At 70.2% G+C, this 21,281-nt stretch carries 18 protein-coding genes and 1 pseudogene; 9 read left to right on the top strand and 10 right to left on the bottom strand.

Annotated features, from left to right (window positions below; genetic code table 11):
• The first annotated feature begins 204 nt into the window (after window positions 1–204).
• Window positions 205–738, top strand: a complete 534-nt coding sequence (locus VP06_RS00610; protein ID WP_053081470.1) for a retropepsin-like aspartic protease family protein — start codon at window positions 205–207, stop codon at window positions 736–738.
• 99 nt (window positions 739–837) lie between these two features.
• On the opposite strand, the gene VP06_RS00605 is transcribed toward VP06_RS00610, so the two are convergent.
• On the bottom strand, window positions 838–2,214 hold the full coding sequence (locus VP06_RS00605) for an MBOAT family O-acyltransferase (protein WP_048461892.1): 1,377 nt from the start codon (window positions 2,212–2,214) through the stop codon (window positions 838–840).
• Window positions 2,215–2,478: 264 nt separating this feature from the next.
• Between VP06_RS00605 and aat the strand changes: the two genes are divergently transcribed.
• The 3 genes from aat (at window position 2,479) to VP06_RS00590 (ending at window position 7,512) form a co-directional block, all read left to right on the top strand.
• Entirely contained in the window at window positions 2,479–3,141 is a 663-nt protein-coding gene (aat, locus tag VP06_RS00600; protein ID WP_048461891.1) for a leucyl/phenylalanyl-tRNA--protein transferase, read from the top strand.
• Window positions 3,142–3,441: 300 nt separating this feature from the next.
• Window positions 3,442–5,910 (top strand): TonB-dependent receptor, encoded by a 2,469-nt coding sequence (locus VP06_RS00595; RefSeq protein WP_048461890.1) that lies wholly within the window; start codon window positions 3,442–3,444, stop codon window positions 5,908–5,910.
• A gap of 333 nt (window positions 5,911–6,243) precedes the next feature.
• Window positions 6,244–7,512, top strand: coding sequence for an FAD-dependent monooxygenase (locus VP06_RS00590; protein WP_048461889.1), 1,269 nt, complete (start codon window positions 6,244–6,246; stop codon window positions 7,510–7,512).
• A gap of 43 nt (window positions 7,513–7,555) precedes the next feature.
• On the opposite strand, the gene VP06_RS00585 is transcribed toward VP06_RS00590, so the two are convergent.
• The 6 genes from VP06_RS00585 to VP06_RS00560 all read right to left on the bottom strand — a co-directional run bounded on the left by VP06_RS00585 (window position 7,556) and on the right by VP06_RS00560 (window position 14,033).
• Window positions 7,556–8,083: a hypothetical protein gene (locus VP06_RS00585; RefSeq protein WP_048461888.1), complete on the bottom strand. Its 528-nt coding sequence runs from the start codon at window positions 8,081–8,083 to the stop codon at window positions 7,556–7,558.
• Window positions 8,084–8,236: 153 nt separating this feature from the next.
• Window positions 8,237–8,869 carry a response regulator gene (locus tag VP06_RS00580; RefSeq protein WP_048461887.1) on the bottom strand — a complete coding sequence of 211 codons (633 nt, stop codon included), beginning with the start codon at window positions 8,867–8,869 and terminating at the stop codon, window positions 8,237–8,239.
• Entirely contained in the window at window positions 8,866–10,209 is a 1,344-nt protein-coding gene (locus VP06_RS38455) for an ATP-binding protein (RefSeq protein ID WP_082167075.1), read from the bottom strand. The genes VP06_RS00580 and VP06_RS38455 overlap by 4 nt, the downstream gene beginning before the upstream one ends.
• Window positions 10,210–10,493: 284 nt before the next feature.
• A complete protein-coding gene (locus VP06_RS00570) occupies window positions 10,494–11,327 on the bottom strand; it encodes a hypothetical protein (RefSeq protein ID WP_048461886.1) in 834 nt (277 codons plus the stop codon).
• A gap of 119 nt (window positions 11,328–11,446) precedes the next feature.
• A complete protein-coding gene (locus VP06_RS00565; RefSeq protein ID WP_048461885.1) occupies window positions 11,447–12,607 on the bottom strand; it encodes an HBL/NHE enterotoxin family protein in 1,161 nt (386 codons plus the stop codon).
• Window positions 12,608–12,962: 355 nt separating this feature from the next.
• Window positions 12,963–14,033, bottom strand: coding sequence for an HBL/NHE enterotoxin family protein (locus VP06_RS00560; protein ID WP_280950148.1), 1,071 nt, complete (start codon window positions 14,031–14,033; stop codon window positions 12,963–12,965).
• Between the two features lie 700 nt (window positions 14,034–14,733).
• On the opposite strand from VP06_RS00560, the gene VP06_RS00555 reads away from it, so the two are divergent.
• The 3 genes from VP06_RS00555 (at window position 14,734) to pyrE (ending at window position 17,555) form a co-directional block, all read left to right on the top strand.
• A complete protein-coding gene (locus VP06_RS00555; RefSeq protein WP_048461883.1) occupies window positions 14,734–15,072 on the top strand; it encodes a P-II family nitrogen regulator in 339 nt (112 codons plus the stop codon).
• Window positions 15,073–15,251: 179 nt separating this feature from the next.
• Window positions 15,252–16,760: an ammonium transporter gene (locus VP06_RS00550; protein ID WP_048461882.1), complete on the top strand. Its 1,509-nt coding sequence runs from the start codon at window positions 15,252–15,254 to the stop codon at window positions 16,758–16,760.
• Between the two features lie 204 nt (window positions 16,761–16,964).
• Window positions 16,965–17,555: an orotate phosphoribosyltransferase gene (gene pyrE / locus VP06_RS00545; protein WP_048461881.1), complete on the top strand. Its 591-nt coding sequence runs from the start codon at window positions 16,965–16,967 to the stop codon at window positions 17,553–17,555.
• 10 nt (window positions 17,556–17,565) lie between these two features.
• On the opposite strand, the gene VP06_RS00540 is transcribed toward pyrE, so the two are convergent.
• The 3 genes from VP06_RS00540 to VP06_RS00530 all read right to left on the bottom strand — a co-directional run bounded on the left by VP06_RS00540 (window position 17,566) and on the right by VP06_RS00530 (window position 19,563).
• Window positions 17,566–18,114 carry a biotin transporter BioY gene (locus tag VP06_RS00540; protein ID WP_048461880.1) on the bottom strand — a complete coding sequence of 183 codons (549 nt, stop codon included), beginning with the start codon at window positions 18,112–18,114 and terminating at the stop codon, window positions 17,566–17,568.
• Window positions 18,115–18,235: 121 nt separating this feature from the next.
• Complete coding sequence (locus VP06_RS00535; RefSeq protein WP_048461879.1) at window positions 18,236–18,892, bottom strand: energy-coupling factor transporter transmembrane component T family protein; 657 nt, start codon at window positions 18,890–18,892, stop codon at window positions 18,236–18,238.
• The gene (locus VP06_RS00530; protein WP_048461878.1) at window positions 18,889–19,563 is read right to left on the bottom strand and encodes an energy-coupling factor ABC transporter ATP-binding protein; all 675 of its coding nucleotides are present in this window, start codon (window positions 19,561–19,563) and stop codon (window positions 18,889–18,891) included. The genes VP06_RS00535 and VP06_RS00530 overlap by 4 nt, the downstream gene beginning before the upstream one ends.
• 169 nt (window positions 19,564–19,732) lie before the next feature.
• Here VP06_RS00530 and VP06_RS00525 point away from each other — a divergent pair, with 169 nt between their 5' ends.
• Together VP06_RS00525 and VP06_RS00520 are read left to right on the top strand one after the other, a co-directional pair.
• Window positions 19,733–20,224 (top strand): chemotaxis protein CheW, encoded by a 492-nt coding sequence (locus VP06_RS00525; protein WP_048461877.1) that lies wholly within the window; start codon window positions 19,733–19,735, stop codon window positions 20,222–20,224.
• A gap of 7 nt (window positions 20,225–20,231) precedes the next feature.
• A pseudogene (locus tag VP06_RS00520) lies at window positions 20,232–21,084 on the top strand (CheR family methyltransferase); the annotation flags it as partial.
• Window positions 21,085–21,281: the final 197 nt, after the last annotated feature.

The raw sequence follows: 21,281 nt of genomic DNA, 5'->3' as shown, positions 1-21,281 counted from the left end.
GAAATCCGGCCTCCAAGGGTGTCCGGCGGGCGGGGTGCTGCTAGCAGATGCGGCCCTCGATGGCAAGAACCGGAAGACGAAACGGAGGAGGATCCGGGGATGCCCCGGAGTTTCGCGCGATCGCCGGACGGATCCTTAACCGGACGGGCGCGATCCTGCCGGTCGCTGTCCCTGACATGCCGTCGTTAGACGTGGAGATCCTCCGTGACGCGCCCGATCCTCTGGGCCCTCGGCGTGCTCGCCGGCGGCGCTCTGACCGGTGGACAGGTGATCGAGCGGGTCGCCCGGATCGGCCGCGACCCGGCCCCGGCCGCCGCGTCCCGGCCGTCGCCGTCTCAGGCACGGCCCGAAGCCGCGCCTGGGTCCGACGGCACCGTGACCCTCTCCCAGGATCTGTCCGGCCATTTCCGGGCCCACCCGGCGGTGGAGGGACAGGTGCTGCGCATGCTGGTCGATACCGGCGCTACGCTCTGCGTCTTCACCCGCGAGGATGCGGGCCGGATCGGGCTCACGCTCGCCGAGCGCGACTTTACCGCGCGGGTCGCCACGGCCAACGGGGCGGTCCCGGCGGCCCGGGTGCGGGTGCGGGAGATGCGGATCGGCGCGATCACGGTGCGCGACGTCGACGCCCTGGTCCTGCCGAGCGGGCGCCTCGACACCAGCCTCCTCGGCATGTCGTTCCTCCGCCGCCTGCGCGGGTTCGAGGTCTCGGCGGGCCGGATGATCCTGCGGGGCTAAAGCATTTTCCGACGAAATGGATACCGGTTCGTCGTAGAAAATGCGGCACAATCAAAGAGCGAGAGAAGCTTCGCGATGGCACCGCGATCGTGAAGCGCTCTAGAACTGGAAGTAGATAAAGTCGTAATTGGCGTCGTCGCCGATGCGCAGCAGCACCGCCACGAGGAGCGCCGCGAAGGCGATCGCCAGGGCCGGACGCGGCTTCAGGCGGTGGACCGCGGCCCAGGCGGTGGGGCCGACGAGCGCCACCAGCAGGGCCGGCACGAAGGCCCGCCACTTGAAGCCGTGGCCGACCGGCGCGAGGCCGAACAGCCCCTTGAACATGGCGAGCGCCGCCTCGAAGCTGGTGGCGCGGAACAGCACCCAGGTCAGGGCCACGAAGGCGAAGGTGAGGGCCCACCCGAGGAGGGCCGGCATCCGCAGGCCGGCCCGGCGCCACAGGGTGCCGGCGCCGAGGCCCACACCATGCGCCGCCCCCCAGGCGACGAAGGTGAGGCCGGCACCGTGCCACAGGCCGCCCAGCGTCATGGTGGCGAAGAGCGCGGCGAGCTGGATGCCCAGTCCCCGCCGGTTGCCGCCGAACGGGATGTAGAGGTAGTCGCGCAGGAAGCGCGACAGGGTCATGTGCCAGCGCCGCCAGAACTCCCGCAGCGACGTGGCGCGGTAGGGCACGTCGAAGTTCTGCGGCAGCACGATCCCGAACAGGAGCGCGAGGCCGAGCGCCATGTCGGTATAGCCCGAGAAGTCGAAATAGATCTGGAACGTGAAGGCGAGCGTGCCCTGCCAGGCTTCGGCCACGCTCACCACCTTGCCGGCGGCGGCGGCCTCGAAGACCGGGTTGGCATAGGCCGCCAGCGGATCGCCCAGGAAAACCTTCTTGGCCAGCCCGAGGCAGAGCAGCATCAGGCCGCGGCCGACGCGCTCGGCGGCATCCGGCCGGGCATAGGGTTTTTCGTCGAACTGGTGGAGGATCTCGCTCCAGCGCACCAGCGGCCCGGCCAGCACCTGGGGGAAGAACGCGATGTAGAGAGCGTAGCGCGTCAGGTTCATCTGCGGCGCCCGGCCGGCACGCAGGTCGGTCAGGTACATCACGTGGTGGAAGGTGAAGAACGAGATGCCGAGCGGGAGGGCGAGGCTCGGCCGGGCTAAGTCGTGGAGCCCCGGCAGAACCGTGGCGAGGCCGGCCAGGAACCCCGCATACTTGAACAGGGCCAGCACCGCGAGGTTCGCCGCGATGGCGAGCGGGATCAGCAGGGCGGCGCGGCTCCTCCCGAACCAGCGCGCGACGAGCCAGTTCAGCCCGATCGAGGCGGCGAGCAGCGGCACGAAGCGCGGGTCCCACCAGCCGTAGAAGACGAATGACAACCCGACCAGCAGCGGCAGCCGCCAGCCCGGCCGGTGCAGGGCGACGACGGCATGGAGGACGAGGGCGACCGGCAGGAAGCCGAGGAGGAACGGAAAGGAATTGAACAGCATCTCGGCCGGGATGACGCGGGTCGCGCGGCGACATCGCGGCCGCCCGTCTTCAAGCGGGCGCCGTTGTGCGGGAGCGGTGATGATGCGTCAACGTCCGGACCGCCGCGCGCCCACCCGGGACGCCTTCGCGGACAACCGGTACCTCGCCATCCCGGCCGCTCACCGGGGCTGTCGTCGACGGGCCTCCCGTGCCCTCTCTTTGCCAGGGGCCCGGCGGTGGGCGACAATGCTTGCGTCGCGCCCCTGCGCCCGGAACCCCCGTCGATGCACGGCAGCCTGAACGTCGAGATCACCGCCGAGATCCTGCTCAAAGCCTATGCGGCCGGCATCTTCCCGATGGCGGAGGATGCGGACGACCCGACCCTGTACTGGGTCGAGCCGAAGGAGCGGGGCATCCTGCCCCTCGACCGCTTCCATCTCGGCCACCGCCTCGCCCGCACGGTGCGCAACGGCGACGTCGAGGTGGTGACCGACCGCAACTTCGACGCGGTGATCGAGGGCTGCGCCGCGCCGCGCCGCGACAGCGACCGTACCTGGATCAACGCCCGCATCCGCACCCTCTACGGCGAATTGTTCGATCTCGGCCATTGCCACACCGTCGAGGTCTATGCCGGAACGCCCCGCACCCTGGTGGGCGGGCTCTACGGCGTCTCCCTCGGCGCGGCGTTCTTCGGCGAGAGCATGTTCCACACCGTCCGGGACGCCTCGAAAGTGGCGCTCGTCCATCTCGCGGCCCGGCTGAGGCGCGGCGGCTACACCCTGCTCGATGCCCAGTTCGTCACCAGCCACCTCGCCCAGTTCGGCGCCGAGGAGGTGCCGCGTCACGTCTACAAGGCGATGCTGCGCGCCGCGATCGATCGACCGGCGCAATGGGACAGCGCGCCGCTCACCGGGGCCGAGGCGGTCGCCGCTCTCCTCCATGACTGACCCTGCGTGACAGGTGCCGAGTCGATCGGCAAGGTCGGTCGATCAAGTCGATCGCCCGGGAAAATTCGGCAATACCAATTGCCACCCTCCCCGCGTCGCGACGTTCCGCACTCGTCGGAATGTTGCAAGCCCGTCACTGTGGATGGGGTTCGCACGCCGATCCTGCCGCGATACTTCTTAATGCCTCTTTATGACCTTTGCTGGGATTGCGGCAGAACGGTGAAGCTCGCTATCTCTCCGGTCCAGAAGGCGCCGTGCAGCGCCGCACAGATAAGTCGTCGGGCGGGGAGTGGGTCGGTCATGGTGGCGTCGCGCTGGGGACTTCTGGTCACGACCGCTCTCGTCTCGGCCGCGCTGATCGCGCCCGCGGCGGCCCAGAATACCATCGCTCTGGAGACGATCGACGTCGTTCCGGTGACGCCGGTGGCCGGCTCGGGCGGCATCGGCGCACGCTCCGCCACCGGCGAGCGGATCGACGGCGGCGGCGCCCTGCCGCTCGCCAAGGTGCCCTTCACCGTCGAGACCGTGACGGCCCGCAAGTTCGAGCAGGACCGTGCCACCCTCGATCCCACCTTCACGCTTGCCCGCACCACCCCGGGCGTGAACCTGTCCGACGGCCAAGGCAACAGCTTCCGCCAAACCCTGACCTATCGCGGCTTCGACGCCTCGCCGCTCCAGGGCGCGCCGCAGGGCCTCGCCGTCTACCAGAACGGCACTCGCATCAACGAGGCTTTCGGCGATGTGGTGAACTGGGATCTGATCCCCCAGGTCGCGATCAACCGCATCGACATCGTCACCGGCAACCCGATCTTCGGCCTCAACGCGCTCGGCGGCGCGGTGAACATCGAGATGAAGAACGGCTTCACCTGGCAGGGCAAGGAAGTCTCGGTGATGGGCGGCTCGGACGGCCGCATCCTCGGCACCGTGCAATACGGCGAGGTGATCGGCCCCTGGAGCATCTACTTCGCGGGCGAGGGCCTGCGCGATGCCGGCTGGCGCTACCAATCGCCGTCCGAGATCGGCCGGGTCTATGCCGATCTCGGCCATCGCACCCTCGATTCCGAGTTCCACGTCATCGCCTCGGGTGCCAAGACCTATTTCGGCGCCGCCGCCGCCTCGCCGGTCGACTTCACCCGCGACAACGATCGGGCGATCTTCACCTACCCGCAATCGATCGACACATCGGTCGGCCAGATCCAGGTGACCGGCAAGGTCAACATCTCACCGACCTGGGACCTGTCGGGCAACGCCTATATGCGCCGCTTCAGCCAGTTCGTGGTCGACGGCAACGACGCCGAGTTCGAGAATTGCAGCACGCGCTCGTCCTTCCGCGGCTCGCTCTGCTTCGAGGATGACGGCTTCGAGCGTGCGCCCGGCCAGTCGGACCAGGCGTTCCGCAACCAGTTCCTGATCCTCGGACCCCGGAACCAGCAGATCCCGTTCCGGACCGGCGTGCCCTACGGCACCTACGACACCGTGCGGACCGAGGCGACCGGCTATGGCGGCACGCTCCAGGCCACCAACCGCGACCGGGTCTTCGACCGTCCCAACACCTTCATCGTCGGCGGCAGCATCGACGTCGCGAATTACAGCTTCAAGTCGGGAAGCACGCTCGGCGTCATCAACCCGGACCTGAGCGTCACGACCGACCCGAACAATCCGACCTACGGCACCATCCCGGGCCTCGGCGTCGGCCCGATCCGCACGGCGGCGGCGCTCGGCATCGCGCCGAGCCAGGTGACCGGCTCGAACCTCTTTATGGGCCTCTATGCCCTCGACACGTTCGATCTGACCGACCGGCTCTCGCTCACCGCCGGGGCGCGGCTGAACTTCGCCCGCATCTCGACCCAGGACCAGACCGGCTTCTCGCCCGACGTTACCGGCACGCATTACTTCACCCGCATCAACCCGGTCGCCGGCCTGACCTACCGCTTCACCGACTCGCTGACCCTTTATGGCGGGTATTCCGAGTCGAACCGGGCACCGACGCCGCTCGAACTCGCCTGCGCCAACCCGGACCGGCCCTGCCTGCTGCCGAACTCGCTGGTCGCCGATCCGCCGCTCAAGCAGGTCGAGGCGCGCACCTACGAGGTCGGCATCCGCGGCTCGGTGCCGAACTTCTACGAGGGCGGGCTTCTCACCTACAAGCTCGGCGCCTTCCGCACCGACCTGACCAACGACATCCTCCAGGTCGCGGTGCCGGGCAACGCGGCGCGCGGCTACTTCGTCAACGTGCCGGCGACCCGGCGCCAGGGCATCGAGGTCGCGGGCGAGTACACGACCGGGCGCCTGAGCCTCTACGCCAACTACGCGCTGATCGACGCCACCTTCGAGTTCCGCGGCGACCTGTCCTCGCCCAACAACCCGCTCGCCGATGACGGGCTCATCTCCGTGCGTCCGGGCAACAAGCTGCCGCTGGTGCCCGACCACCAGTTCAAGGCCGGCTTCGACTACGCGATCACGCCGGAATGGCGCTTCGGCATGAACATGCAGGCGTTCTCGTCGTCCTACTTCCGCGGCGACGAGTCGAACCTCAACCGCAAGCTGCCGGCCTACGTCACCGCCAACCTCAATACCAGTTTCCAGCTGACGAAGAACGTGCAGGTCTTCGGCCTGGTGACCAACCTGTTCAACAACCGCTACGCCAATTTCGGCACTTTCCTGGAGCGCGACGACAACTTCGCGGGGCGCTACGTGCTGAACGATCCCCGCACCACCACCCTGGTGCAGCCGCTCTCGGTCTATGGTGGCGTGCGGGTAACCTGGTAGGCGGCGCATCGCTTCGCTCGCGGGACGGCGCGCGAAGCCCATCTTCCTCGACAGGGTCGGCGGCCGATCGCGAGGCGATCGGCCGACCGTGCTGGATCGCCGGAGGCCGGGATCCGGGCTAATCAGATTTCGCCGCAGTGGTCACCGGTTCGGCGGCAAAAATCTGCGATCAAACAAGACCCCAAGCGGACGAAGCGTTGGCCTGCCAACGCAAGTCTGCTTAAGGGAGAGGGCGCGCATCGCTGACGCAGGCCGAGGCGCACCGTCAAGCGACGCACGGGCCCGCCATGTGCTATGAGCCTGCCCACCGAACGAGCAGCAGGCGATCGCGACATGGTGCAGGGTGACGGCGTGAGCGGGCGGCGGGGGACGGCGCGGGAGATCGTGGTCGCGGGCGGCGGGCTGCCGGGGCTCGCCCTCGCCCTGGCCTTGCGCCAGGCCCTCGGCGAGGCCGTGCGGGTCACGGTCTGCGATCCGGCCTTCGGCCGGACGGATGCCCCGCCGGACCTGCGCGCCTATGCGGTCGCCGCCGCCGCCCGGCGGATGCTGGCGCGTCTCGGCGTCTGGGACGCGGTCTCCCCGGGCGCGCAGCCGATCCGCCAGATGGTCATCACCGACAGCCGCCTCGCCGATCCGGTGCGGCCGACCTTCCTGACCTTCGAGGGCGAGGTGGCCGAGGGCGAGCCCTTCGCCCACATGATCGAGGGCGGCGGCCTGCTCGCCGCCCTGCGGGAGGCCGCGGTCGCTTCGGGCGTGGTGCTGGAGCCGAGCCCCGTCGCGGCGGCCGTTCCGGAGCCCGACCGGATCACTGCGCGCCTGCCGGACGGCCGGTCGATCCGGGCCGATCTCGTCGTCGCGGCGGACGGCGCCCGCTCGCGCCTGCGCGAGGCTGCCGGCATCGGCTGGGTCGGCTGGTCCTATCCGCAATCGGGCATCGTCGCGACGGTGGCGCATGAGCGCGACCACGAGGGCCGGGCAATCGAGCACTTCTTGCCCTCCGGCCCCTTCGCGGTGCTGCCGCTGCCTCCGGGCGGATCGCTCGGCCACCGCTCCTCGATCGTCTGGACCGAGCGGCAATCCGAGGTGCCGGCCCTCCTCGGCGGCGGGCCAGACGAGGCTTTGATGGAGGTCGAGCGGCGCTTCGGGCTGGGCCTCGGCCGCCTGGCCCTGGAATCGCCGCTCAAGGCTTATCCGCTCTCCTTCGGCATCGCCCGGCGCTTCGGCGCGAAGCGCCTGCTGCTCCTGGGCGACGCCGCCCACGTCATCCACCCGATCGCCGGCCAGGGCCTGAATCTGGGCCTGCGCAGCGCCGCCGCCCTGGCGGAGGCCCTGACGGATACGATGCGCCTCGGCCTCGATCCGGGGGGGCCTGAAGCCCTGGAGACCTACGAGCGCAGCCGGCGCTTCGACACGCTCGCGATGGGCGCAGCGACCGATGGCCTCAACCGCCTGTTCTCCAACGATGCGCTGCCGGTCCGCCTCGCCCGCGACCTCGGCCTCGGCCTCGTCGACCGGCTGCCGGGATTGAAGCGGCTGTTCATCCGCGAGGCGGCGGGCTTGCGCGGGCGCCAGCCGCGGTTGATGCGGGGCGAGGCGTTGTAGCGGCCCGCGTGGATCTGCAATTGACGGGACCGTCGAGCGACGATCAGGGTCGCTCGACCTCGAACCCGCACCGCTTGCGCCACGCTTGCGGCACGACATTGCCGATGGCGTCCAGAGGTATCGCGTAGAACGCGAGATCCCGGTAGCTCCAAGCGTAGAATCTACAATCCTTGACCACGGCCGTGTGCAGGAAAAACTGAAAATCTTTCGGCGCCTCGGAGAGGGAGGTGAAGAATGATTGCTCTTCGACAGCGTCAGCGCCGAATGCCTCAACGGCGCGATGCCTGACCCGATCCGCGAGGACGCCCACGAGCGCGGTCGGAAGGAGAACGGCGACGATCACGAAGGCCGACGGCCGTAGCGCATCGGGGACGACGTTCCGGAAGGGCTGTGCGAAGACCACAGCGGAGACTGCAATGCCGAGCGCCGCGAGCAAGCGCCAATGCGCGAGGCCGAGCCGTTCAGACCAGAACGTCGCCAGAGCGAGCGGCTTCACGGGATCACCAAACAGCACCGATGCCAGCCAGCCATACGTGAGTGCCGCAAGGGCGAGCGTCACGAGCCGCATCATGGGCTGCCCTTCCGTCTTGGGGCTGCCGTCCGAAGCAGACGTGCGTTGGCAGGCCAACGCGTCGCCCGCTTAGGTTCTTGTTCGATCGCCGATTTTTGCTGCCGAACCGGTGACCACTTCGGCGAAATCTGCGGAGGCAGGACGCGCCCGTCTTCACCGCAGCTCCGCCCCGTGCCGGACCGCGAAATGCGTCAGCTCGGTCAGGGTCGCCACCCCGAGCCGCTGGCGCAAAGCCGCGCACGCATTCGTCACCGTCTTGTAGCTGACCGACAGATCCGCGGCGATCGCCGCATAGCCCCGCCCCTCCGCCAGGAGCGCCAGGATGCGGCGCTCGCGCGCGCTCAAACCACCGAGCAGGGAGCGGTGCGGATCGGCCTGGAGCAGGGCGACCTCGGTGGCGAGCCGCCCGTCGAGGGAGGGCCGCCCGGACCGGACCTGCTCGTAGGCCCGCACCAGGTCGCCGGCGGGCGCATCCTTGAGCACGTAGCCGATGGCGCCGGCGGCGAGCGCCCGGGCGACGATCGCCGGGTCGGCATGCATGCTGAACACCATCACGCGGGTGGCCGGCACGCGCTTGCGCACCCGCCCGATCAGTGCGAGCCCCGCCAGCTCGCGGCCCGGGAAGGTCAGGTCGATCACCGCCACCGCGGGGCGAAGGCGCAGGATCGCGCGGTAGCCCGCCGGCAGGCAGGCCGCCGTCCGGACCTCGGCCCCCGCATCCTCGAGCAGGCGCCGGGCGCCCTGGAGCACGATCGGGTGATCGTCGATGACGACGACGCGGGTCACGGGGCTTCCTCCTCGGGCGTCTCGGCCGGGAGCGTGATCCGCAGGGACGTGCCCGGCGCGCGCGGCACCAAGGCGAGGCGGCCGCCCAACCCCTCGACCCGCTCGCGCATCCCGGCAAGGCCGCGTCCCTCGCCCCGCCCCTCGCCCGGATCGACCGCCAATCCGCTCCCGTCGTCGTCGACGGTGAGGCGCAGGCTGCCCTCCTCCTCGGCCACCGCCACGGTCACCCGCGCCGCGCCGGCATGGCGCAGCGCGTTGGTCAGCCCCTCCTGCACGCAGCGATAGACGGTGAGGTCGACGAGGTCGCCATAGCCCGCCTTCAACGGCGCGAAGCGGCCCTCGACCACGACCTCGGGATGGTGGCGCGCCGCCTCGCGCACCAGGAGTTCGAGGCAGCGGGCGAGCGGCACCTGGCCGAGGCCGGCCGGGCGCAGGCGGTTGAGCAGGGCCCGGTTGATGGTCTGCACCCGCTTGACGATCGCCGCGATGTCGTCGGTGCGTTGGGTCAGGCGGGCGCGGGCCGGCTCGTCGAGGGTCGCGGCGATGCGGGCGATCGAGGAGGAATTGGCCTCCAGCGCGAACAGGCACGGGCCGAACTCGTCATGGAGTTCGAGGGCGGTGCGCCGGCGCTCGTCCTCCTCGGCGGTGAGGAGGCGCCGGGTGAGCCGCAGGTTGGCGGCCCGCGCGGCGCCGAGCGCCTCGGCAAGGCGGTTGAAGCCGGTGGCGATCACCGCCAGTTCGCGCGTATCGGGCCGGCCGACGCGGGCATCGTAATCCTGCTGCTCCAGCCGGGTCAGCCCGGCGGCGAGCTGGGCGAGCGGGCTCAGGATCCGCCCGAAGGCGAGGCTCAGGATCGCCAGCATGGCGAGGCTCAGGGACAGGCCGGTGAGGCCGAGCGCCAGGGCGTAGCCCCAGACCTCGTCGATCTCGTCGGAGGGCTCGGCGGTGACAAGGGCGGTGCCGATGCGGGCGCCGCGCAGCATCAGCGGCACCTCGTGGCGTTGCGCCGGCGGGGCGATCAGCGCCGCGAACCAGCGCGGGGCCCGCCGCGTGCCCTCCCGCCGCCCGCCGGCTTCCACCGGCTGGTTGCCGGAATCGAGCAGGGTCACCCGCACGTGGCGCAGGCCGCGGAAGCGCAGGGCGAGGGTGCGGAACAGGCCGTGCAGCGGCGCGTCCTGCACGGCTTGCAGGGTCTCGGCCACCAACGGCTCGACCACCGCCATCGAGGAGGCGGTCTCGACCTCGGTGGCGGTGCGGGCCTTGTGGATGATGACGGCGCCGGAGATCGCCGCCGCCAGCAGATTCATCAGGACGACGACCACCATCAGCCGCGCCCGCATCGGCCGGCCGGACCAGAGGGCGAGACGGCCAGCGCGGGAGGGCGCGGAGATCGGGTCGGTCGCCCGTGCCGGACAGGGAGGGTCGAGAAGCCGGGACACGGGTTCCGAGGGACAGGGACGCGTCGCGGGTCCGGAGTCGCGGCGCCGCGATGCTCGCCGGGGCCGACCGTCCCGCTTCCGGGACCGAGCCAGGATCCGGCCCGTCTGTCAATGCGGCGCGGCCGGCGGCGGCGCTTTCTCCCGATCCCTCGCCACTTCCGCCAGACCTCCCGCGGCGGCCCGGGTCACCCGTCCGCGAGATAGTGCTGGATGCTCCGCGCCTCGGCCGCGAGCGTCGCCAGATAGGCGTGGACGACGACCGGCACGGCGCTGCCGGCGCCGCCCGTCAGGGCCTGCATCATCTGCATCATGTTGCCCTGGGCGGCACTCGCGAAGGTGACAAGGTTCTGCGTCGCGGTCTCCAGAACGGCGAGCTGGCCGGCAAAGCCCTGCACGGCGGTCGCGCCCCCGGCCGCAGCCGCGGCCTGGCCCTGCAAGTCGGCCTGCTGCCTGTACAGGCTGGACAGCTCCTGCTCCATCGTGTGGCCGGATCCGATCAGGCTGACGATCTCGGCGACGACCCAAGGGAGCGGAAACGGGATCGCCCGCAGGATCGTGAGGCGCTTGCGCTGGGTCTCGGCCTCGTCCCGGGCCTGGTCGAGCCGGGTGCGCAGGACATCGATGCGGACCGCCACGTCCCGGGCGATCTGCGCCACCTGGCGCTGGTCGGCCAGGATCTGGTCGCGGTACCGCGACAGGACGGCGAAGGCGGCCTGATCCGCCGCGATCGCATCGGACAGGCGCTTGGTGAGATCCGAGAGGACGGCCAGGATGGCGTCGCGGACGTGCTCGTCCCCGGCCCCCCAGGCGTCGATCAAGGGCTTCAGCCTCTCCGCCGTCTCGCAGGCGGTGCCGGCGAAGGCGCCGATCTGCGCCGCCATGGCGCCGAGCGGCGGTGCCACCGCGGCGGGGAAATCGGCGGCGTGGGCGCGCAGGCCATCCGCCTCGGGCGGCAGGTGCGGCGTGTCGGCGACCGCCTTCGCCGCCCGGGCGGCGTTGTCGATGAGCGTCTGGAACATGGAGGCTCCCTCGGCCCGGTCGGCCGGGCATCGGTGAGGCCGGCGCCCGGTCCGGGCGCCGGCCGGCTGTCGGCCGTCGGGATCATCCGTCCTCCGGACGAACCCGTCCGGCCGATCGCTCAGGCGGCGCGCAGGTTCTGCAACGCGGCGACGGTGAGCGCCCCCATCCCGGCCTGGCCGCCCGGCACCTTGACGGACTTCACGCCCGACATCTGGTTCTGGATGGTGGTGACGTTCCCCAGCACCGTCGTCCATTGCGACGCGGCCGTGTTGAGATACGCCTGCACGACGACCGGGAGGTCGGAGTAGGTCTGCGCGCTCTGGACCGAGGCGACGACGTTGCCCAGGTTGCCGCCCAGGATGTCCCAGGCGTTCTTCATGTTGGTGAGCTGCTGGGCGGCGGTGGCGGCGGAGCTGCCGAGGGTCCCCATCGTTCCCTTGAAGTCCGTCAGGAACGTCACGGTCCCGTTGAGCTGCGCCTGCTGGGTGAGCAGGCCGCTCTTGGCCTCGATCAGCTTGGCGAGGACGACCGACGAGGCGGTCAGGCCCGCCGCACCGAGGACCGTCACCGCGACGCCCGCGATGATCAGCGGCGTGCTGGCGCCCCCGGTGAAGACCGTCCCGATGGCGCCCAAGGCGATCATCAGCCCGCCCCCGATCATCACGAGGCCGCTGATCGCGACGCCGGCCGCGGCGCCGGCGATCCGCTTGTTCATGTCGTCGATCTGGTTGCTCAGCTCGGCGATCGCCCCCGTGCTGCCCTCGATCACCAGGGCGGCCTGCTGCGCGGCGGTGTTGAAGTTCGAGATGTCGGTGTTGAGCTTGCCCCGGAAGTCCTCCAGCGAGGTCCGCACGCCGGCGACCTTGATCACCTTGCCGTCGAGGTCGCGCTGCAACTGCTGGAGCAGCACCAGGGCTTCGGCCTTGGCATTGGACGAGCCGCCCTTCCAGGCTTCGATCTTGCCGTTGATCAGGGTGTTGAAGACGGTGAATTGCTGCGCATAGCCGCCGACATCGGTGACGACGCCGATGATCTGGGGCTGCACCGTCTTCAGGTAGGCGCTGGCATTGGCCTGCGCGGTCTCGAGCTGCTTACCGATCGGCGGCAGCTTCGCGGCGACCGAATCCGGGATCACGATCATCGGCTGCTGCGCCACTTGCGTGCAGTAGCTCTGCACCAGCAATCCGGCGGAGGCGGATTGCGTGACGGTATCGCCGAGAGTCGCAATGGACTTGCTGTCCATGTTGGCGAGCGAGCGGAAGGTGGTGATGGTGGCCATGGAGCGGATCCTGTGAGCTGTCGTGACGGAATCGGGGCCCTGCGACATCCGACCGATCGCGCGGCGCGTGCGACGCAATCGCCGTCGCGATGCGGATGTCGGCGTTGCGCGAAGGCCGCGCGAGCTTGTGAGGCCAACGGTCTCCGAGGCCGACGCATCGATGTCGGCCTCGGGGACGTCCACCTTCGACGAGGCCATTGCCCGATCTCGACATGTCGAGGCCAAGCCCAGGCGTCCGGAACCTTGGGCCGGACGGTGAACCTTGGCGAGACCGTGAGACTGCAATCAAAGGTGGCTGTCGGCGACCGTTGGGATGCAGCGACATCCGGGCGTGATCGTCCGGATTGCGTCTCGATCAGGCGGCGGCGTCCATCGCCGTGACGTGGTTGACCGGCCGGGGCGCCAGCTCGACGAGGCGGGTGAGCAGCCCTTGCGCCTGCTGGCTGATCGCGGCCCAGTCGCGCTGGGCGAGGTGGAGGGCCGCGGTGAGATGCGCCGTGTCGCTGGCATCCGAGGCTTTCGCGACCTCCTGCCGGAAGCTGGCGATCCCCGCCTGGATCGAGGCCCATTCGGAGGTCAGAGACCCGAGGGCCGTCTTCGTCTCGTCCACCGCCGTCTCCACCGTCCGGACCTGGGCGCCGATGGAATCGACGAGGGTCAGGGTCAGGCTGAGCGCCGCCGAGCGCTGGTAGAGATCGGCGAGGGTTCCGTTGTCGCTGGCCAGAGCGGCGGCCGCCGTCGTGAGCCCCGCGATGCCCCCCGCCGCGATGCCGACCCCCGCCAGGACGACCGCCTCGCTGGTGAAGCCCGTCGGCAGGGTGGCGAGGGCACCGACCCCGATCGCCACGAAGCCGGCCGTCGTGACGAGGGCCGAGATCACCACGCCGGCGATCTCGCCGCTGATCTTGCGCCTCAGATCGGCGATCTGCTGCTGCACCTCGGCATGCGCCGCGCCCTCGGTCCCGAGCACGCGCTGCGCCTCTTCGTAGTCGGCGGCCAGGTTCTTGGAATCGGCATGGGCCTGTTCCAGGGCGGTCGCCAGCTTGGCCGTGAGGGCCCGCGACGCCGCCGCCCGCTTGCCGGCGTCGAGGTCGAGCTGGGCGAGGAGCCCCTGGACCTGCTCGCGGGCTGCCGGCTTCGCGGTCACCGCATGGAGCGGCGGCATCATCGCGTGGCCGAACGACTGCACCATGCTGCTGAAGGCGATGACGTCGGTCAGCCCGGTGATCAGTTCCGGCCCCACCGTCCGCAGAAGCAGGGCGGCATTCCGCTTCGCGGCTTTCTGGTGCTGGACGAGCTTCGGCATCAGGGTGGCGCCGACATCGCCGAGCGTTCTCGGATCGAGGTCAGCCTGTTGCGTCGTCAGCGTGGCGTAGGTCTGCAACATCGCGATGGCGCCGGCGACACCATTCATCTCCGTATGCATATCATCAGGCCGGAGCGGATTGTTCATCGCACTTCCAAGATCGATGATTTCTGCTGCTGTCTTGGCCATGGGAACCTCGGATCGGCGCGATTGCGCCGTGCCCTTCGTTTATTGTGATTCGATAAATGATACGAGACTTAATTGATATCGATTTTGGAAATGACTATCTTATATTGTAAAATAACGATGAATTGATTTTCGTTTTGGTGTCTTCGTGCTTGACAAATCATGCCGTCGGTTGTCGAAAACCATGATCGGCGTCCGGCCGGATGATCCCGCGAATCACCGGCGCGGTCGCCGCCATCTCCCGCACGATGGCGCGCGGCCCGCCACGGACGACCGGCGCGTGTCGGGCGGCCCGACCCTCGCCCGCGACGACATCCTGGTGGACTCGGCCGCGCAGCCGGTCTGATCCGCGACGCGCGCATCGCCCTGAACCCGGCGCCTGAACCGTCGCTGCTTTTGATTTAGGCACGTGATGGTTTTTTCATCGGCACTGCCGCCGGGAACGGCTTCATTATCCGCAATCGGCCCAGGAACCGGGCAGCTTGTCCGTAAGTTCGCGGGTCATCCGTGGCACGTTCCTTGATTATTCCCGTCCGAGACCGGTGCGGGGGCCCAGCAGGATCACCTCGGCGCCGGATCATGCCTCGCCCGGCTCGCCCGGGAGGAGACGCCAAATCGAAAGGGGGCTCGTCCCATGAAGATCGTCATGGCCATCATCAAGCCGTTCAAGCTGGAGGAGGTCCGCGACGCCCTCACCAGCATCGGCGTGCACGGCCTGACCGTGACCGAAGTGAAGGGCTACGGCCGGCAGAAGGGACATACCGAGATCTATCGCGGCGCCGAGTACGCCGTCAGCTTCCTGCCCAAGCTCAAGATCGAGGTGGCGGTCGCCACCGACCTCGTCTCGAACGTCGTCGACACCATCGCGGCTGCGGCCCGCACCGGTCAGATCGGCGACGGCAAGATCTTCGTCATGCCGCTCGAGAAAGCCGTGCGTATCCGCACCGGCGAGACCGACGTCGACGCCCTCTGAGTCCCGGCTGCCGAACCAGCCTCAGGCTCGGCAATGAACATGATGCGGAAACAATAACGCAACAGGCAGAGCTGCGCTCCGCAAATCTGCTTAGCTCGCCATCCGGGCGGGGCGGTGACGATGCCCTGCCAGACGTCCTTCACGGCATTGCCTTTGATTCCATCGGGAGTTCCTCTTCCATGAAGCTTCGCAACGTCCTGGCTCTGGGCCTGGGAGGCGCCGCGCTGGCGCTGGTCCTGGTGGAGCCGTCCCTGGCGCAGACGCCGACCCCCGCGGCCGCGCCGGCCGCGGCTGCGGCGGCCGCCCCGGTGGCCAACAAGGGCGACACCGCCTGGATGCTGATCTCGTCCGCGCTGGTGCTGATGATGTCGGTGCCCGGCCTCGCCCTGTTCTACGGCGGCCTCGTCCGCACCAAGAACATGCTGTCGCTGCTGACCCAGGTCTTCGCCATCGTCAGCCTCGCCTGCATCGTCTGGGTGTTCTTCGGCTACAGCCTCGCCTTCACCAATGGCGGCGGCCTCAACGATTTCGTCGGCGGCTTCTCGAAGGCGTTCCTGCGCGGCGTCGACGCGAACTCCACCGTCGCCACCTTCTCGAACGGCGTCGTCATCCCCGAATACGTCTATATCTGCTTCCAGATGACGTTCGCGATGATCACCCCGGCGCTGATCGTCGGCGCCTTCGCGGAGCGCATGAAGTTCTCGGCCCTGCTGCTGTTCTGCCTGCTGTGGCTGGTCTTCATCTACTTCCCGATGGCGCACATGGTCTGGTACTGGGGCGGCCCCGACGCGGTCGGCAACGCCGCCAAGGCGCTGGCGGCAGCCACCGACGACGCCTCCAAGAAGGCGGCCCAGGACGCCCTCGACGCCGTCAACGCCGATGCCGGCCTGCTGTTCAAGTGGGGCGCGCTCGACTTCGCCGGCGGCACCGTGGTGCACATCAATGCGGGCATCGCCGGCATCGTCGGCTGCCTGATGATCGGCAAGCGCATCGGCTACGGCCGCGACCTGCTCGCCCCGCACTCGCTCACCATGACGATGATCGGCGCCTCGCTGCTCTGGGTCGGCTGGTTCGGCTTCAACGCCGGCTCGAACCTCGAGGCCAACGGCTCGGCGGCTTTGGCCATGATCAACACCTTCGTGGCCACCGCGGCGGCCGGCCTGTCCTGGCTCCTCGTCGAATGGGTCGCCAAGGGCAAGCCCTCGCTGCTCGGCATGCTCTCGGGCGCGGTCGCCGGCCTCGTCGCCGTCACCCCGGCCTGCGGCTTCGCCGGCCCGATGGGCTCGATCGTGCTCGGCCTCGTCGCCGGCGCCGTCTGCTTCGTGATGTGCTCGACCGTCAAGAACGCCCTCGGCTACGACGACTCCCTCGACGTCTTCGGCGTGCACTGCGTCGGCGGCATCCTGGGCGCGCTCGCCACCGGCATCCTGGTCAATCCGGCTCTCGGCGGCGTCGGCGCCCCCGACTACGCGACGAAGCCCGGCGAGCTGGTGGCCGCGGCCTACGAGTTCGGCCCGGCCTTCCTGTCCCAGGCCAAGGCGGTCGGCTTCACCATCCTGTGGTCGGGCATCGGCTCGGCGATCCTCTACAAGATCGTCGACGTGGTGGTCGGCCTGCGCGTGACCCAGGACGAGGAGCGCGAGGGCCTCGATCTCGCCGATCACGGCGAGCGGGCGTACAACTACTGAGATCGGTTGCACCGGGGCGGTCCTCGCCCCGGTGCATGGGAGACGATGAAGAGCCCCGGTGCGGTTTGCGCCGGGGCTTTTCTCATGGAGGCACGGGCCCATTGCCCGCGGCGGGACAGGATTGCACCCGGACGGGCGCGCTGCCACAAGCCCCGATTCAGTGATGCCCCCCGACCACTGAAGGCCACCATGACCCCCGGTACGATGACCTCCGACGACGTCCTCGCCGAATTCCGCTCCGCCGGAGCCCTGCTCGAAGGGCATTTCGTGCTCTCCTCGGGGCTGCACAGCGCGGTCTTCCTCCAGAAGATGGCGATCTTCACCGATCCGGTGCGGACGGCGCGGGTCTGCGGCGCGCTCGCCGAGCGGATCGCCGATCGGTACGGCCGGGTCGATTACGTCGTCTCGCCGGCGATCGGCGGCATCGTGCCGGGCTACGAGACCGCCCGGGCGCTGGGCGCCAGGGCGATCTTCGTCGAGCGCGATCCCGGCAAGCCGTTCGCCCTGCGCCGCGGCTTCCAGATCCCGAAGGGCGCCCGCGCGGTGATGGTCGAGGACATCGTCACCACCGGCCTGTCCTCCCGCGAATGCCTGGCGGCCCTGACCGGGGAGCCCGGCGAGGTGGTGGGCGCCGCCTGCCTGATCGACCGCTCGGGCGGCAAGGCCGATCTCGGCCTGCCGCTGGTCGCCCTCGTCACCCTCGACATCCCGAACTACCCGGCCGACCAGCTGCCGCCGGACCTCGCCGCGATCCCGGCGGTGAAGCCCGGCAGCCGCGCCCTGCCGGGCGCCTGACCTCGGCTCCTCACCCTCGCGGCGGGAGCGTCGGATAGGCCCGGCGCACCGCCCGGGCGATCAGCACCACGACGACGACCTTCGCGGCGTCGCCCGGCAGGAACCAGGCCGAGCCGATCGCCGCCTTGGCGAGATCGACCCGGGCCACGGCCGCGATCCACGGGATGCCGACCGCGTAGGTGAGGACGACCCCGCCGAGGACGAGGATCAGCGCCTCCTTCCACACCGTCAGGGTCTTCAGGCTGCGCTCGTAGAGGAAGCCGATGACGAAGGCGGCGACCGGCCACATCAGCACGAAGCCGCCGCCCGGCCCCATGACGATACCGAGCCCGCCGCGCCCGCCGGCCATCAGCGGCAGCCCGGCGCAGACCAGGAGGACGAACAGGGCCAAGGCGGCGCCGCCCCGGGTCGCGCCCGCGATCGCGCCGGCCAGCATCACCCCCATCGACTGCGCGGTGATCGGCACGCCGATGACCGGCAGGGTCACGGGCGGAAACAGCCCGAGCGCCGCCGTCAGGGCGGCGAAGAGCGCGACGAAGACGATGTCCCGGGTCGACATGGGAGTCCTTGGCGTGAGGGAGGGAGCGTCGGGGCGAGAGCGATGATGCCCGATTGTCTCGGACACCCGCCATCGTCAGTCCGGGGCCGCGCAGCGGAGCCCGGACTGACGATGGCGGGTGTCATGGGCGCCGGCCGAAATCCGTCTGGCGATCAGGCCGAGGCGACGATCGGCCATCGGCCGCGTGCGGGTCGTAGGACCGCGCCTCGATCGCCGCCGCGATGTCGTCGCTCATCTTGAGCAGGCGCACGACGACCGGGACGGTGAGCGCCACCAGGCTGCGCTCCAGGCCCCGGGCGCGCTGCGCCTCGCGCACCTCGGCGGCGACGGCGGCGAGCACCGGGATGAAGCGCAAGGTGAGCGCGATGGCCAGACCGGCCTTGGCGGGATCGACCCCGACCGGCCTGAGCCAGGAAAGACCGCGTTGCAGCGCCTCGATCAGGGCGGAGGCGCGGGTCGTCAGCGTCACGAGGCCGGCGAGCAGCATCAGCGCCACGAGGCGGGCGGCGACCAGCAGGCCGGCGAGCCAGCCATCGAGGGCGAGCTGGACCAGGACCAGCACGGCCAGCATCCAGGCGAGCGGCCGCAACTGCGCCAGCGCGAGGCGGGCTGGGATCCCGGCGAGCCGGTAGAGCATCGCCGTGACGAGGAGGGCCGCGAGGGCGAGGTCGAGCCGCGGCAGCCCGAACAGGACGGTGCCGGCGACGACGAGCGCGAGGATCTTGGCCCCCGGCGGGCAGCGATGAAGGATGCTCTCCCCCGGCAGGTAGGGCGTCACGACATTCTCGCGACATAGGCCGGCAGGGCGACCGCGGGGCGGTCGTCGATGACGACGCGGCCGTCCTCGAACACCAGCACCCGGTCGAAATGCTCCAGGAAGGCGAGGTCGTGCGAGACCACGACCGCGCGCTGCGGCAGATCGTCGATCGCCTGCGCGATCCGGCGCTTGTTGCGCAGGTCGAGGAGCGTCGTCGGCTCGTCGAACACGATCACGTCGGGGGCCATCGCCAGCACGCCGGCGAGCGCCAGCAACTGCTTCTGGCCGCCGCTGAGCAGGTGGGCCGGGTGGTCGCGCAAGGCGAAGAGATCGTAGCGGCGTAACGCCTCGTCCGTGCGCCGGGCGATCTCGTCCTTCGGCAGCCCGAGATTTGTCAGCCCGAAGGCGAGATCCTCCGCGACCACCGGCAGCACGATCTGGTTGTCGGGATTCTGGAACACGAAGCCGACCTTGCGGCGCACCGCCTTGCCGTCGCGGCGCGTGTCGAGTCCGTCGACCCGCACGATTCCCCGGGAGGGCAGCAGCAGGCCGTTGAGCAGCCGCGCGAAGGTGCTCTTGCCGCTGCCATTGCCGCCCACCACGGCGATGCGCCGCTCCCTCAGGTCGAGGGTGAGGTCGCGCAACACCACGCGCTCCCCGAAGGCATGGCCGACCTGCCGGATCTCGATCATGACGGGGCCGCTCCTCTCGCCTCGGGCGGCGCCTCATAACACCTCCGGCGCGGGCCGACAGGGTGCCGACCCGGGCGGTTTGGAAACTTCCCCCGCCTCCCCTATCTGGGATGTGGGGGCTTGGCCCCGAGATCGGCTCAAGCTCGGCCCAAAGGGGGGGGTGTGCAGGATGACGACCGGGACGGCCTACCTGTTGGTCGCGATCGCCGGAACGGACTGCGCCCTGCCGCGCCGAGCGGTGCGGGAGATCCTGCCCCTGCCCCGGCTGTGGCGCCCGCCGGGGGTGCCGGGGGCGCTGGCGGGCTTTCTCAACCTCGCCGGAGCCGCCGTGCCGGTGATCGATCTCGCGGTCCTGTTCGGTCTCGGCCGCCCGGTCACGGCCCGTCAGGCGCTCTACCGCCATCTCGTCCTGCTCCACGGCGAGGCGCCCCAGGCACTCCTCGTCGACCGGGTCGCGGATGTCGTGCGGGTCGACCACGATCAGATCCGGCCGGTCGCCGGCGAGACCACCCTGAACGGCTGCGTCGGCGCGGAGATCCGGCTGGGCGAGCGGCTGGTGCACGGGCTCGCGGTCGAGCGTATCCTCTTCGCCGAGGAGCGCGAGCGGCTGGCGGCGCAGACGCGGGACGCGCAGGCGCGCCTCGCCGAATGGGCGGCCTGAGCCGGACATGCCGGATCCGCGGCCGGTCCCGACCGGCGATCCAGCCTTCGCGGCCTTGAAGGCGCGCCTCGTCGCCCGCACCGGCCACCATTACTACGCCGACAAGGACGATCTCCTGTGGGAGCGGGTCGGCCGGCGCATGCGCGCCCGGGGCGTGCCCGATCCCGCCGGCTACCTCGTGCTGCTGGAGGAATCGGAGGCCGAGTGGGCGGCGCTGGAGGCAGAGGTCACCATCGGCGAGACGTTCTTCTTCCGCTACGCCGAGCAATTCGCGGCCCTGCGGACCACGATCCTGCCCGAGCGCCTCGCCGCGCGGGGCGCCGAGCGGCGGCTGCGGATCTGGAGCGCCGGCTGCTCCACCGGCCCGGAGACCTACTCGGTCGGGATCGTCCTGCACGAATTGCTCGGCGAGCGGTTCGCCGACTGGCGCATCGGGCTCACCGGCACCGACCTCAACCGCGACGCGCTGGCGGTGGCCCGGCGGGCGGTCTACGGCGCCTGGGCCCTGCGCACCCTCGGGGCGGAGGAGCGCGGGCGCTACTTCCGGCCGGGTCCGCGGGAGGGCACCTTCGCCCTGCGTCCCGAGTTCCGGAGCCTCGCGCGGTTCGAGCCGCAGAACCTGATGAGCCTCTTGGACGGCACCGCCTCCCTGGCGCTGACCGATTACGACCTCATCCTGTGCCGCAACGTCCTGATCTACTTCCACCCGGACGTGGTGCGGGCCCTGGTGCGGGCGCTGGCCCAGCGCCTGCGGCCCGGCGGCTGGCTGCTGCTCGGCCATGCCGAGCCGAACCCCGCCTTCGCGGAGTTCCTGGACGCCGTCGCCCTCCCGGGCACCGCCGCCTATCGCCGCCGGGAGGACGGGGCGATGCCGGAACTCCGCGAAGGCGGGGTTCGGCTCGGCATGGCCGAGCAGCAGCCAGCCGCCGGGCCGCAGGCGCTGGGCCAGCGCCCGCACCAGGGCCCGCACGTCCGGGCGGAAGTAGATCAGGACGTTGCGGCACAGGATGAGGTCGTAATCGGTCAGCGCCAGGGAGGCGGTGCCGTCCAAGAGGCT

This window comes from Methylobacterium aquaticum, from assembly GCF_001043915.1.
Classification (GTDB): domain Bacteria; phylum Pseudomonadota; class Alphaproteobacteria; order Rhizobiales; family Beijerinckiaceae; genus Methylobacterium; species Methylobacterium aquaticum.
The sequence above is the reverse complement of the archived record's forward strand: the minus strand, read 5'-3'. Positions and strand labels throughout refer to the sequence as shown.

What these genes read in the sequence shown, in the direction of transcription:
- VP06_RS00530 (WP_048461878.1), bottom strand. Translation starts at nt 19,563, where the DNA reads ATGATCGAGATCCGGCAGGTCGGCCATGCCTTCGGGGAGCGCGTGGTG.
- aat (WP_048461891.1), top strand. Translation starts at nt 2,479, where the DNA reads ATGCACGGCAGCCTGAACGTCGAGATCACCGCCGAGATCCTGCTCAAA.
- VP06_RS00525 (WP_048461877.1), top strand. Translation starts at nt 19,733, where the DNA reads ATGACGACCGGGACGGCCTACCTGTTGGTCGCGATCGCCGGAACGGAC.
- VP06_RS00540 (WP_048461880.1), bottom strand. Translation starts at nt 18,114, where the DNA reads ATGTCGACCCGGGACATCGTCTTCGTCGCGCTCTTCGCCGCCCTGACG.
- VP06_RS00590 (WP_048461889.1), top strand. Translation starts at nt 6,244, where the DNA reads ATGGTGCAGGGTGACGGCGTGAGCGGGCGGCGGGGGACGGCGCGGGAG.
- VP06_RS00595 (WP_048461890.1), top strand. Translation starts at nt 3,442, where the DNA reads ATGGTGGCGTCGCGCTGGGGACTTCTGGTCACGACCGCTCTCGTCTCG.
- VP06_RS00585 (WP_048461888.1), bottom strand. Translation starts at nt 8,083, where the DNA reads ATGATGCGGCTCGTGACGCTCGCCCTTGCGGCACTCACGTATGGCTGG.
- VP06_RS00605 (WP_048461892.1), bottom strand. Translation starts at nt 2,214, where the DNA reads ATGCTGTTCAATTCCTTTCCGTTCCTCCTCGGCTTCCTGCCGGTCGCC.
- VP06_RS00550 (WP_048461882.1), top strand. Translation starts at nt 15,252, where the DNA reads ATGAAGCTTCGCAACGTCCTGGCTCTGGGCCTGGGAGGCGCCGCGCTG.
- VP06_RS00570 (WP_048461886.1), bottom strand. Translation starts at nt 11,327, where the DNA reads ATGTTCCAGACGCTCATCGACAACGCCGCCCGGGCGGCGAAGGCGGTC.
- VP06_RS00555 (WP_048461883.1), top strand. Translation starts at nt 14,734, where the DNA reads ATGAAGATCGTCATGGCCATCATCAAGCCGTTCAAGCTGGAGGAGGTC.
- VP06_RS00565 (WP_048461885.1), bottom strand. Translation starts at nt 12,607, where the DNA reads ATGGCCACCATCACCACCTTCCGCTCGCTCGCCAACATGGACAGCAAG.
- pyrE (WP_048461881.1), top strand. Translation starts at nt 16,965, where the DNA reads ATGACCTCCGACGACGTCCTCGCCGAATTCCGCTCCGCCGGAGCCCTG.
- VP06_RS38455 (WP_082167075.1), bottom strand. Translation starts at nt 10,209, where the DNA reads ATGCGGGCGCGGCTGATGGTGGTCGTCGTCCTGATGAATCTGCTGGCG.
- VP06_RS00560 (WP_280950148.1), bottom strand. Translation starts at nt 14,033, where the DNA reads ATGCATACGGAGATGAATGGTGTCGCCGGCGCCATCGCGATGTTGCAG.